The organism is Micromonospora sp. KC213, from assembly GCF_004348325.1.
GTDB lineage: Bacteria > Actinomycetota > Actinomycetes > Mycobacteriales > Micromonosporaceae > Micromonospora.
In genome coordinates this window covers 13005-25195 of record NZ_SMKF01000010.1, presented here as the reverse complement: position 1 = coordinate 25195, position 12191 = coordinate 13005, and the positions used below count along the sequence as shown (strand labels likewise).

Genomic DNA, 12191 nt, shown 5'->3' with positions numbered 1-12191 from the left:
GATGGCCGACGCCCGCTGGTGGCCGCCCGGTCCCCCGAGCTGGTGGTCGCCCTGGACGACGCTCGGGACCTGCCCGACGGCGAGGCCCGCCTCGCGGAGCTGGACCGGCTCGCCGCCCGCGCCGACGCGCTCGGCGACCCCCGGTCCGCACTGGACGCCCGGCTCGCGCTGGTGGAGGCGTACCTGCTGCACGGCCACCGGTGGCGGTTGGTCGAGCCGGTGCGGCGCTGCCTGTCCACCCTCGACCGGTGCCCCGAGCTGCTGGTCGAGCGTCCCGGCGACGCCGACCTGCTGCGCCGGCACCAGCGGTACGCCGTCGAAGCGGCGATCGGCACCCCACGGATCGGCCTGGACACCGTCCGTGCCCTCCTCGACGACCTGACCGAGCGGGTCGGCGAAGAGAACGCTCTGGTGGCCCAGCTACGCTGCCGGCTCGCCGACCACCTCGGCGACGAGCCGACCGCCCGGCACTGGTACGCCGTCTGGTCCGCCGCCCCGCCCGATCCGACGGCCGGCTGCCCCGGGTGCCTACCGGTCCGTCGGGCCGAACTGCTCGCCGGCTGGGGCGACGACGCGGCGGCGAGCGACGTCCTGCGACCGGTCACAGCCGGCGCGGTGGACTGCACCGACCAGCCGGAACGGGCCCTGGCGGCAGGGCTGCTGCCGTGGCTGCGCGCCGGAGAGGCGCCGCAGGCTGGGCAGGCGCACCTGCGGGCGTACCGGCGGCACCGGCGGGAACCGGCGGCCTTCCCGTGGCTCGCCGCACACCTGCGGTTCTGCGCCCTGGGCGGGCACCCGGAGCGGGGGTTGGCGATCCTCGCCGAGCAGCTGCCCCGACTGGACCACCCGTACGACGACCTGTCCGCGATGGAGTTCGCCGCCGCCGGGGCGCTGGTCTGCGCCGTCGCCGCCGAGGCGGGACTGGGCGACCGGCGGGTGCACCGCCCCGGGCACGGCGGCCGACCGACGGCCGAGCTGGACGTGGCGACCCTCGGCACCGACCTGCTGACCCTGGCCACCGGGCTGGCCGGCAGTTTCGACGCCCGCAACGGCACCGGCCACCAGTCCGGCCGGATCGCCTCCTGGCTGGCCGAGCGGCCCTGCGGCGTGGTGGTGCCCCTGCCCGCCGACGGGCCCGACGAGCCGGCGCAGGACGAACCGCCCCTCGCGCCGGCCGCCGACGAGCCGGTCCCGCTGCGCCTGTCGATGCTCACCGACGTGCTGGACCGCCGCGGCGACGGCTACGCCGTGCAGGCCGGCGGTGTCGTGGTCGGCCGGTGGCACGAGGCGGTGATCCAGTTCCGGCAGGTCGGTGAGCGCGGGGAGATCCTGCACGCCCGGGTGCTCGCGGACCGGCGGCTGCCGGCGGACCGGCTCGCCGAGACGTACGCGTTCTGCAACGCCTGGAACCACGACCGGCTGCTGCCCAAGGCGTACGTGCACGAACCGGGCGACGGTGAGCTGGTGCTGGCCGGCGACGTGACCACCGACCTGGCGCACGGGGTCGCCCCGGCGCAGCTCGGTGTACTGGTCGACTCGGCGGTGGCCACCGGTGTGGCGTACGCGCGGGCGGTGGCGGCGCTGCCCTGAGGGCGCCCGCCACGCGGCGCGGCCCCCGACCACCGGGCGGTGGAGGTCGGGGGCCGCTGTCGGGACACCGCGGGCGTGGCCCGCGGTGGCGGGTGGGCGGCCGGGCGGCCACCCGGCCGGTCAGTTTGCGGAGAACGCCAGGGTGTACGAGGCCGAGCCGCTCAGCGCGGTGATCCGGTACCGGTACGCCCCCGCGGCGCCGTTGGCGGAGAGCTTCGCCACCCCGTCGACGGTGGCGGCACGGGCGACGGTCTGGAAGGCGCCCCCGGTGAAGCGTTGCAGCTCCAGCAGCAGCCGGCCGTTGCCGGTCGCCTCCAGGCAGGCGCTCTGCGCACCGGCCTGTGCCACGTAGAAGCGGCCGTCCGGCTGGGCCTGCGCCCGGCCGGCGGTGAGGGTCCCGCTGCGGCGGACGGTGCCGGCGCAGGCGGTGTCGCCGGTGGCCGGCGGCGGCGAGGCCTGCGCCGGCGGCACGGTGGCCGGGGCCTGCGGCTGCGTGCTCTGCTGGGCGTTGTTGGCGGTCACCAGCGTCAGGTTGTTGCGCTGGAGGATCTCGTTGACCGGCTGGAAGAAGGTGACCCCACCGACGGTGCAGTTGCCCGAACCACCGGAGGTGACACCCTGCGCCTGGTCACCGGAGATCCAGGAGCCGCCGGAGTCGCCCGGCTCGGCGCAGACGTTGGTCCGGGTCAGTCCGGTGACCGTCCCCTCCGGGTAGTTGACGGTGGCGTTCTTGGCCTGGACCACGCCGCAGCGGGCACCCGTGGTGGACCCGGAACGGCAGATCGAGGCGCCGACCGGAGCCTCGGTGGACCCGTTGACCGGCACGACGCCGCCGTTGAAGTCGGTCACCACGCCCTGCGGGGTCCACTGGTTGTTGGTACGCACGAACGCCCAGTCGTCGCCGGGGAACGACGACGCCGCGAAGGTGCCCTGCTGGGCCTGGTTGAAGCCGGTGGTGCGGGCCCCCACCCGGCCGCAGTGCCCGGCGGTGACGAATCCGCCCACCACCGAGAACCCGATCGAGCAGCGCCCCGCGTTGTTGATGAAGAACGGCTCGCCGCCCACCAGGTCGAACAGCGGACGCGGCTGCTCGCGGGAGGTGGTGACGCGCACCGCGTCGGCGGGGGCACCGCTGTTGGCCGCCCACCGGCGGGCCCGCGCCTCCGCACCCGGCTGGGCGAGTACCACCACCGAGTTGGTGGCGACGTCGACGTACCAGCCGGTGATCTCCGGGGTGGCCGTGCGACCCACCGAGTCGAGCCGGCTCTTCACCGCGTCCAACTCGTTGACGGCCCGCCGCACCTGCTTCGGGACCGCGCCGGCCGCCTTCACCTTCGCCGCCTGCGCCGGGTCGGCCACCGCGACGGTCAGGGTGGACCCGTCGGCGCTGAGCCAGGCACCGCCGTAGTCGCCGCCGAGGCTGGTCCGCAAGCGGTTCACCGTGCCGGCGGCCTGCCGCTCGGCGGTCAGCCGCCGTACCGCCTGCTCGCGGCTGAGCCGCAGGTCGCGGCGCAGCGCGTCCACCACCTCAGGGGCCACCCCGTCGGTGGCGGTCGCCCCGGCCGGTCCGCCGGTGCCCGGCGCGGCGCTCTGCCCGGCGAACGACGGCAGGGTCACCGCCGCCGTCAAACCCAGCGCCGCCACCACGACACCGATGGCTGTCATCCGTTTGCGGTCCATCCGCCATGCTCCTCCCGGCCGGCGCGGGTACGCCTGCCGACCGGGAGTACGAAGACGGACGCCGATCGGTTGAACCTGTCGGAGTTTTCAGCCCACCGTGTTCAGCTCGTCACGGGTTGGTCCTACCCGGACCCGACGACGCCGGTCCACCGAGAACGGTGAACCGGCGTGCGAGGTGACGTGGCTCAGACCTCGACAACCGTCGGGACGATCATGGGACGGCGCCGGTACGCGTCGTTGACCCACCGCCCCACCGTGCGCCGGACGATCTGCTGGAGCTGATGTGGGTCGGTGATGCCGTCGGAGGCGGCCCGGTTGAGTGCCTCGGTGACCAGCGGGATCACCGGATTGAACGCCTCCGGGTCCTCGGAGAAGCCCTTCGCCGACACGGTCGGCCCGGCGACCACCTTGCCGGTGACCGAGTCGACCACCACGGTCGTGGCGATGAAGCCGCCGTCACCGAGGATGCGCCGCTCGGTGAGCAGCGACTCGCTGACGTCACCGACGGCCAGCCCGTCGACGTAGACGTACCGGCTCTTCACGTGCCCGACCAGACGGGCCCGGCCCTCGACCAGGTCGACAACGTCGCCGTCCTCGCAGAGCACCACCCGGTCCGGCGCGACCCCGGACTCGATGCCCAGCCGGGCGTGTGCGCGCAGGTGCCGCCACTCGCCGTGCACCGGCATCAGGTTGCTGGGCCGGGTGACGTTGAGCAGGTAGAGCAGCTCACCGGCGGGGGCGTGACCGGAGACGTGCACCTTGGCCACGTCCTTGTGCACGACCACCGCGCCGGCCCGGGCCAGCCGGTTGATCACCCGGTAGACCGAGGTCTCGTTGCCCGGCACCAGCGAACTGGCCAACACCACCGTGTCGCCCGGGGCGATGGTGATGTGCCGGTGGTCGCCGCTGGCCATCCGGCCCAGGGCGCTCATCGGTTCGCCCTGCGAACCGGTGGACATCAGCACGATCCGGTCCGGTGGGAGGGTGGTCGCCTCATCCAACCCGACCACCAGGTCGGGCGGGATGTTGAGCAGACCGAGATCACGGGCGATGCCCATGTTGCGGACCATGGACCGGCCGATCAGCGCCACCTTGCGGCCGTGCTCGACCGCCGAGTCGAACACCTGCTGCACCCGGTGCACGTGCGAGGCGAACGAGGCCACGATGATCCGGCCGCGCGCCTTGGCGAAGATCGAGTCGAGCACCGGCCCGATCTCCCGCTCCGGCGTGACGAACCCGGGGATCTCGGCGTTGGTGGAGTCCGACAGGAGCAGGTCCACGCCCTCGGCACCGAGCCGGGCGAACCCCGCCAGGTCGGTGATCCGGCCGTCCAACGGCAGCTGGTCCATCTTGAAGTCGCCGGTGTGCAGCACCAGGCCGGCCGGGGTGCGGATGGCCACCGCGAGGGCATCCGGAATGGAGTGGTTGACGGCGAAGAACTCGCACTCGAAGGGGCCCAACCGCTCCCGGCCGCCCTCCCGCACGGTCAGCGTGTACGGCTGGATCCGCCGCTCGGCGAGCTTCGCCTCCACCAACGCCAGGGTGAACTGCGAACCGACCAGCGGGATGTCCGGCTTGTGGGCGAGCAGGTACGGCACCGCGCCGATGTGGTCCTCGTGGCCATGGGTCAGCACGATCGCCTGGACGTCGCCGAGCCGGTCCAGGATCGGGCCGAAGTCCGGCAGGATCAGGTCGACCCCGGGCTGCTCGACGTCGGGAAAGAGCACCCCGCAGTCGACGATCAGCAGCTTGCCGTCGAACTCGAAGACCGTCATGTTCCGACCGATGGCGCCGAGCCCGCCAAGCGGGATGATCCGCAGGCCGCCCTCCGGCAGCGGCGGCGGCAGTTCAGCCTCGATGTGCGCCTCGGTCACGCGTCCACCTCATTCTGCGACGCCGTACGGCGCCCGTCGTGTCGTCCGGTCATGTCAGGAAAGGTCCACGCCCGCCGCCGCGCAGTCGGCCCGCAACTGGGCGACCTCGTCCGCAGTGGCGTCCACCAGCGGCGAACGCACCGGGCCGGCCGGCAGGCCCTTGGCCGCCAGGCCCGCCTTCACCAGCACCACTCCCTGCGCACGGAAGATCCCGGTGTACAGCGGCAGCAGCCTCCGGTGCAGGGCCAACGCCCCGGCGTGGTCGCCCGCCTCGTACGCCTCGATCATCCGCTTGGTGCCCGCGCCGGTGAAGTGCGTGGAGGTGCCGACCACCCCGACCGCCCCGACGGACAGCGCGGGCAGGGTGAGCGCGTCCTCGCCGCTGTAGAAGGCGAGGTCGGTGCGGCTGGTCACCCAACTGGTCGCGGTCAGGTCGCCCTTGGCGTCCTTCACCGCGACGATCCGGCCGTGCTCGGCCAGCCGCACCAGCGTCTCGGTGTCGATCGCCGTCCCGGCGCGGTGCGGGATGTCGTAGAGCATGACCGGCAGCCCGGCGGCGTCAGCGACCGTGGTGAAGTGGCGCAGCAGCCCGCTCTGCGGCGGCTTGCTGTAGTACGGGGTGACCACGAGCAGGCCGTGCGCGCCGGCTTTCTCCGCCGAGCGGGCCAGCTCGATGGTGTGCCGGGTGTCGTTGGTGCCCACTCCGGCGAGGATCCGGGTCCGGTCACCGACCGCCTCCGCGACGACCCGGACCAGGGCCTCCTTCTCCGCGCCGGTGGTGGTCGGGGACTCGCCGGCGGTGCCGTTGAGCACCAGCGCGTCGTTGCCCTGCTCGTCGACGAGGTGGGTGGCGAGCCGTACGGCGCCGTCGAGGTCGAGGGAGCCGTCGGCGGTGAACGGGGTCACCATGGCCGTGATCAGTCGGCCGAAGGGGCGCGACGGGCCCCGGTCGGGAGCGGCAGGGTGGTCGTGCGTCATGTTCACAACCTAGCGGACGACCACCGGCGGGCCGGTGGCGAAGGGCTCAGGACCACTCGCGGTGCGGACTCGCCGCCACCTCGCTGCCGTCGGGCAGGGTGGTGACGACGAAGTCGCCGAAGACGTTCGGGGCGACCTGCTGGAGCTGGCGCAGGCACTCCACGGCCAGCTCGCGGATCTCGACGTCGGCGTGTTCGGTGGCGCGCATGGCGATGAAGTGCCGCCAGGCGCGGTAGTTGCCGGTGACCACGATGCGGGTCTCGGTGGCGTTGGGCAGCACCGCGCGGGCCGCCTGTCGGGCCTGTTTGCGGCGCAGGGTGGGGTTGGGTTCGTCGGCGAAGCGCTGCTCCAGCCCCTCCAGCAGCTCGGTGTACGCCCGGACGCTCGCCTCGGCGGCCTCGACGAACTTCTTGTGCAGCTCCGGGTCCTCGGCGATCACCCTGGGCTCGACCATCGCCGCGTCCCGCTCGGGGACGTAGCGCTGGGAGAGCTGGGAGTACGACAAGTGCCGGTGCCGGATCAGTTCGTGGGTGAACGAACGTGAGACGCCGGTGAAGTAGAAGCTCACCGAGCCGTGTTCCAGCACCGACAGGTGCCCGACCTCCAGGATGTGGGCGAGGTAGCCGGCGTTGCTGGCGGTGGCCGGGTTCGGCTTCTTCCAGCTCTGGTAGCAGGCCCGCCCGGCGAACTCGGCCAGGGCCTGACCGCCGTCGGCGTCGGTCGACCACGGCACGTCGTCCGGGGCCTGGAACTGGGTCCACGCGATCAGCTTGACCTGGGGCTGCACCATCTCCGGCATTCCTGCGACTGTAGTGGCCGGGTCGACCGTGAGGAAAGGTGGGTTCACGGACGTGAGACGCCGCACCCGATCGCCGGGTTGGCTCGGGCGGACGTCACACGTACAGGGAGGTGAACGGCGCCCAGGGCAGGTTGCGCACGACGGAGAAGGCGAGCCACAGACCGAGGAAGCCGCCGATCATCGGAGGGCTGATCCGCAGCTCGGGCAGGCGCCAGCCGAACGCCTGGTTTCCCGCCCAGGCCACGAAGAGGTAGGCCAGGAAGGGCAGCGCGAAGACGAAGACGAGGTGGTGCCGGGCGGCGGCCGGCAGGTCGGCGTGCAGCACGTACCACAGGGCGCGGGTGCCGCCGCAGCCCGGGCAGTCCAGCCCGGTGGTGAGCTTGAGCAGGCAGCTCGGCTCCGCGTCCGGCGCGCTCCGGGTCGGGTCGCTGACCAGCGTGTACGCCACCCCCATGCCGACGCAGCCGAGAGCGGCCAGGGGGACCGCCCAGCGCGGGGCCCGCTCGTGCACCCGCAGCACGAACCGGGTGAGCCGATCCGGTTCGACCGGCGGGTACGGGTACGCCCCGGCGGGCCAGCCGGCCCCGGGGGGATCCTGCCGCGAAGTGCCCGGCCCGTCGACGCTCGTCACGCGCTCACCGTACACCGGCCACGCAGCGCTGGCTGGCGGTGAGGGAGGGCGTGGCCGTGATCCTGCGGATCATCGCTTCCCTGGTGATGCTGTGGCATGGCATCGACACCCCGGACACGTCGGTCTCGGTTGTGCGTCGGCGGACTCAGAGCTTGGCGATCGAGGTGCCGACCTACCCGCACTGTAACCAGGTTGCCGGCCAGGTTCGCCTGGGCGCGGCGTGAGCCGCCGGAGCCGTCGGATCGGGTGGGCGGCGGCGGGCCGCGCCGGACAGGTGCCCGACGCGGCCCGGAGATCGGTGCCGACCGCTGCCGGCCGACACCGGCCGTCAGCACGCCAGGGTGGAGATCGGTACGCCCGTCAGGCCGTCACCCCGGACGAAGCCGGTGACGCCGGTGCTGTTGTTCCTGACGTAGTACCAGCCCCACCCGTCGTCGCCCACCGCGCCGCACCGCAGGGTCGCGCTCTGGCCCGCGTAGCCCAGACCCAGCACGGTGCAGGCCGTCGACGGGCCGGAGCGCAGGCGGATACCGGCGCCCGAGAAGCCGACGCTGTACGGCTCGTAGGCGCCGGGCAGCCAACCGCAGCGCGGCGCCATCGCCGTGGCCGGGCCGGTGCCGGCTCGGTCGCCAGCGGAGATCCGCGCCGCCGGGGCGGTACCATCCGTGCTGCCGCCCGCGCCCGGGGCGGTCGCGATCTGCGGGGCGGACTGCGCGGTCGCCGGGCCGGCGGCCACGACCGGCCCGACCATCAGCGGTAGGCCGAGGGCCACGGCGAACGCCACCCGGCGCGCGACTGCGGTGAGCTTCATCTGCTACTCCCTGTCTCGTAATCGTCCCCGCCCATGCGGCACTGCCCGTAGCAGCGAGAACGGCGGCGAAATATCGAGCTACTTCATCCTAGGGGCGCGCCCGGTCCAGTCGGTTATCGTGGCGTGCTACTTACCGCTCGGTGTCCGATTGCCCTGTGCCGTCGGGTCGGGTGGAAGAGGTCGGGTCGGGGGTGAGGTCGCCGGCGGGGGTGACGGGCAGTGCGGACGCGTCGATGTGTTTGTCGGGGCGTTGGTAAGAACCGCGACACCAGGGGCCAAATAGTTGATCTTCACGTGCTGGTCAACGCGGCGGCCAGCGGGGCGGCGAGGTCACCGGCCGCCGGTGGGGCCACCGTGTCGAGGCCGAGCCAGCCGGCGAGCCGGTACAGCTCGGCGGCGAGCGCGACGGCGGTCTCCCCCTCGTCGACGCCCGGCTCCCGCCAGGCCGCCGGCACCAGCAGCACCCCGGCCTTGCGGTCGGCCTTGAGGTCGACCCGGGCGGTGAACCGCTCCCCCTGCAGGAACGGCAACACGTAGTAGCCGTACACCCGCTGCGGGGCCGGCACGTAGATCTCGATCCGGTAGGTGAAGCCGAAGAGCCGCTCGGTGCGGGCCCGTTCCCAGACCAGCGGGTCGAAGGGGCTGACCAGGGTGTTGCCCCGCACCCACCGGGGCAGCCGGGCCCCGGCGTGCAGCCAGGCGGGCTGCCGCCAGCCGCGCACCGTCACCGGCAGCAACTCCCCCGCCTCGACCAGTTCGGCGATGGCCTGCCGGGTGGCGGCCAGCGGGAGACGGAAGTAGTCGCGCAGCTCCGACTCGGCGGCCACCCCGAGGCAGCGGGCCGCCACCGACACCAGCGTCCGGTACGCCTGCGCGTCGGTCGGGGTGGGCGCGTTCAGGGCGGCTGCCGGCAGCACCCGCTCGGGCAGGTCGTAGCGGCGGGCGAAGGAGGGGGTGCGTTCGGCGGCGGTCACCTCGCCGGCCCAGAAGAGGTATTCCAGTGCCCGTTTCACCGCCGACCAGTTCCACCCCCAGTTGCCGGTCTCCCGGGGCGCGTCGTGCTCGATCTCGGCGGCGGTGAGCGGCCCCCGCGCGGCCACCTCGTCGCGGACCCAGGCGACCAGCTCGGGTTGCTCCTGCGCGACCTGGCGCATCCCACCCCAGGCCTGGTCGCGGGCGCGGGCCATCCGCCAGCGCAGCGCGGCGTGCAGCCACACCGGCACCAGCGACGCCTCGTGGCCCCAGTACTCGAACAGCTCCCGCGGAGCGCGGTAGGCGGCGTCGTCGAGCAGCGCGGTCGGGTAGGGCCCGAGCCGGCTGTAGAGCGGCAGGTAGTGCGCCCGTTGCAGGACGTTGACCGAGTCCATCTGGATCAACCCGACCCGGTCCAGCACCCGGCGTAGGTGCCGCCGGGTGGGCACCCCGCCGGGCGGCGGGTCGGCGAAGCCCTGGGCGGCGAGCGCCACCCGCCGGGCCTGGGCGAGGGAGAGCGATTCCGGTGCGGCCATCGTCGCAGAACGCTAGACCAGCCGTACGACAGTCGTGAAGGCCGGTGGAGAACCGAAGTGGCCCCGAAACGCGCGGGCCGCTTCGGCCTGCCGTAGCGGCGTTAGTAGTAGAGGTAGATGATTACCTTGGTGCAGCGGCTCGCGTATCCCGGCTTCGGGTTCTGGGCTTCGACCCTCAGCTGGGACGGATCATCGGCCAGACCGCCTTTCAGCAGCCGGACCTCGACATCTGCGAATCCGGCCGTTTGCAGCGCGAGGAGCGCGTCTTCCTGGGACATACCCAACACGTCGGGGACGATCCCGCGGCCGCAAACCGGGACGCTGCTCCCCGGATCTTCGACGGCGGTGGCATGGACCGGTCCCGTCAGGGTGACGCTGGCAACCCCGGCCGCGAGGGCCAAGACGAGGGCACGAAGGATTGGTCGGAATGTCATGCGGATCCCCCGGTGAGTAGCGGAGCCGTCACCGTATCAATATTCCACGATCCTGTCCGTCCCGGAACACTCCAGGCCGAGTGCTGGACCTACCACCCATAAGGGCATACAACGGATGCATGCTGACCATCCGCCGAGAGGAACCCGAGGACGCCGAGGCGATCGCCCGGGTGCACGTCCACGGTTGGCAGGCCGGCTACGCCGGGCTCATGCCGGCGGAGGTGCTGGACCGGCTCAACCCGGTGGCGTGGGCACAGCGCCGGCGGGATCTCGGCACGGCCGACCCGGAGCACCCGTTCACCACCCTGCTCGCCGAGGTCGACGGGACGCCAGCCGGGTTCACCACGTTCGGGCCGTACCGCAAGGACCAGGACCGGGGCGACCTGGACCCGACCTGCGGCGAGGTTCTGGCGATGTACGTGGAGCCGGCGCACTGGGGCGACGGCACCGCCCGGGCACTGTTGGCCGCCGCCCACACCGGCCTGGCGGCACGGGGCTGGCGGCGCTACCGACTGTGGGTGCTGGCCGGCAACATTCGGGCCCGCCGCTTCTGGGAGCGAGCCGGGCTGTCAGCCGACGGTGAGCGGACGACCTACCCGGTGCCGCTCTCCGGCGGCCGTCCCCCGGTCCCGCTCGACGAGCTGCGCTACGCCGGCCGGCTCGGCAGCTGACCCGCCCGGGCCGACCCGGTCCGGGCCGGAGCCGGCCACCGGCACGGCCCAGGTGCGGATCGGCAGCAGCACCAGCAGCGCCAGGCTGATCCAGACGTAGGTGTTGCCACCGAGGAAGCCGTCCAGGCCGGTGAAGTCCTTCTCCCACACCCAGACGATGCGGCTGGTCAGCAGCCCGTACCCGAGGGCCGCGAACGTGGCCAGGGCCCGGCGGCGGACGCTGCGCGGCGGCGCGGCGACGGCGTTGTCGACCAGCAGGATCAGCGCGGGCAGCAGCCAGACCAGATGGTGCACCCAGGTCACCGGACTGACCAGGCACATCACCGCGCCGGTCAGAGCCAGGCCGGCGGCCTCGTCGCCGACCGCCACCGCGGCCCGGGACCGCCAGACCCACACCGCGAGGGTGACCAGCACCAGCGCCAGCCAGGCCAGGGTGCTGGGGTGCTGGGGTGCGAGCCGGGCCACCACGCCGCGCAGCGACTGGTTGGAGACGAACGCGAGTTCGCCGACCCGGCCGGTGTTCCACAGCGCCGAGGTCCAGAACTCGCGCGACGCGTCGGGAAAGAGCGCGGCGGCGAGCAGGGTGGCAGCCGCGGCGGCGGCCATCGAGGTGACCGCGGCCCGCCACCGCCCGGTGATCAGCAGGTAGACGATGAAAATACCCGGGGTCAGTTTGATCGCGGTGGCCAGGCCGATGCCCACCCCGGCCCACCGGTTGCCGGCCGGCAGCAGCCGCAGCAGGTCCACCCCGACCAGGAACAGCAACAGCATGTTCACCTGACCGAAGTTGACCGTCTCGCGCATCGGCTCGTACGCGGCGGCCAGGCAGAGCGCCACCGCGAGGGCGAACCAGCGGGTCCAGCCGGCCCGGCGGGCGACCGGGTCCAGCAGCCACCAGATCAGCACGGTGCTCACCAGCACGCTGGCGGCCACGCTCACCACGATCGCCGCCATCCAGGGCAGGTACGCCATCGGCAGCATGACCAGCGCCGCGAAGGGCGGGTAGGTAAAGCCGTACTGGGTGCCGGGCTTGAGGTAGTCGTAGATCTCGCCGTGGTCGTGGACCCAGAAGTGCAGCGCGCCGTAGTAGACCTTCAGGTCGAAGAAGCCGTGCCGCACGGCTGCCACCGACAGGAAGGCGGCCACCGCGACGGCGAGCGCCACCACCCCGACGACCTGCGCGGCCGTCCGCCTGGCACCCTGCGCCACCATCGT

Annotated in this window: 12 protein-coding genes; 3 read left to right on the top strand and 9 right to left on the bottom strand. The window is 73.1% G+C overall.

Features of this window, described 5'->3' with window-relative positions:
• The first annotated feature begins 18 nt into the window (after nt 1-18).
• Nucleotides 19-1590 (top strand): YbjN domain-containing protein, encoded by a 1572-nt coding sequence (locus E1166_RS04500; RefSeq protein ID WP_243710155.1) that lies wholly within the window; start codon nt 19-21, stop codon nt 1588-1590.
• Between the two features lie 120 nt (nt 1591-1710).
• Here the strand turns inward: E1166_RS04500 and E1166_RS04495 are convergent, their stop codons facing one another.
• From E1166_RS04495 to E1166_RS04475, 5 genes are all read right to left on the bottom strand, one after another.
• A complete protein-coding gene (locus tag E1166_RS04495) occupies nt 1711-3270 on the bottom strand; it encodes a S1 family peptidase (RefSeq protein WP_132336021.1) in 1560 nt (519 codons plus the stop codon).
• Nucleotides 3271-3455: 185 nt separating this feature from the next.
• Nucleotides 3456-5144 (bottom strand): ribonuclease J, encoded by a 1689-nt coding sequence (locus E1166_RS04490; RefSeq protein WP_132265574.1) that lies wholly within the window; start codon nt 5142-5144, stop codon nt 3456-3458.
• Between the two features lie 54 nt (nt 5145-5198).
• Nucleotides 5199-6122: a 4-hydroxy-tetrahydrodipicolinate synthase gene (gene dapA / locus E1166_RS04485; protein WP_132336019.1), complete on the bottom strand. Its 924-nt coding sequence runs from the start codon at nt 6120-6122 to the stop codon at nt 5199-5201.
• 46 nt (nt 6123-6168) lie between these two features.
• The gene (gene thyX, locus E1166_RS04480) at nt 6169-6912 is read right to left on the bottom strand and encodes an FAD-dependent thymidylate synthase (protein ID WP_132265601.1); all 744 of its coding nucleotides are present in this window, start codon (nt 6910-6912) and stop codon (nt 6169-6171) included.
• 103 nt (nt 6913-7015) lie between these two features.
• Complete coding sequence (locus E1166_RS04475; RefSeq protein ID WP_243710149.1) at nt 7016-7552, bottom strand: DUF2752 domain-containing protein; 537 nt, start codon at nt 7550-7552, stop codon at nt 7016-7018.
• 50 nt (nt 7553-7602) lie between these two features.
• Here E1166_RS04475 and E1166_RS30740 point away from each other — a divergent pair, with 50 nt between their 5' ends.
• Nucleotides 7603-7776 (top strand): hypothetical protein, encoded by a 174-nt coding sequence (locus E1166_RS30740; protein ID WP_165944233.1) that lies wholly within the window; start codon nt 7603-7605, stop codon nt 7774-7776.
• 104 nt (nt 7777-7880) lie between these two features.
• Here the strand turns inward: E1166_RS30740 and E1166_RS04470 are convergent, their stop codons facing one another.
• The 3 genes from E1166_RS04470 to E1166_RS04460 all read right to left on the bottom strand — a co-directional run bounded on the left by E1166_RS04470 (nt 7881) and on the right by E1166_RS04460 (nt 10272).
• The gene (locus E1166_RS04470) at nt 7881-8363 is read right to left on the bottom strand and encodes an SH3 domain-containing protein (protein WP_132336015.1); all 483 of its coding nucleotides are present in this window, start codon (nt 8361-8363) and stop codon (nt 7881-7883) included.
• Between the two features lie 290 nt (nt 8364-8653).
• Entirely contained in the window at nt 8654-9871 is a 1218-nt protein-coding gene (locus E1166_RS04465) for a crosslink repair DNA glycosylase YcaQ family protein (RefSeq protein WP_132336013.1), read from the bottom strand.
• Nucleotides 9872-9972: 101 nt separating this feature from the next.
• On the bottom strand, nt 9973-10272 hold the full coding sequence (locus tag E1166_RS04460; protein ID WP_165944232.1) for a PASTA domain-containing protein: 300 nt from the start codon (nt 10270-10272) through the stop codon (nt 9973-9975).
• A 152-nt stretch (nt 10273-10424) separates the two neighbouring features.
• Between E1166_RS04460 and E1166_RS04455 the strand changes: the two genes are divergently transcribed.
• A complete protein-coding gene (locus tag E1166_RS04455) occupies nt 10425-10976 on the top strand; it encodes a GNAT family N-acetyltransferase (protein ID WP_132336009.1) in 552 nt (183 codons plus the stop codon).
• On the opposite strand, the gene E1166_RS04450 is transcribed toward E1166_RS04455, so the two are convergent.
• Complete coding sequence (locus E1166_RS04450; RefSeq protein ID WP_132336095.1) at nt 10875-12185, bottom strand: glycosyltransferase 87 family protein; 1311 nt, start codon at nt 12183-12185, stop codon at nt 10875-10877. The two genes, E1166_RS04455 and E1166_RS04450, sit on opposite strands and share 102 nt — an antisense overlap.
• Nucleotides 12186-12191 lie beyond the last annotated feature (6 nt).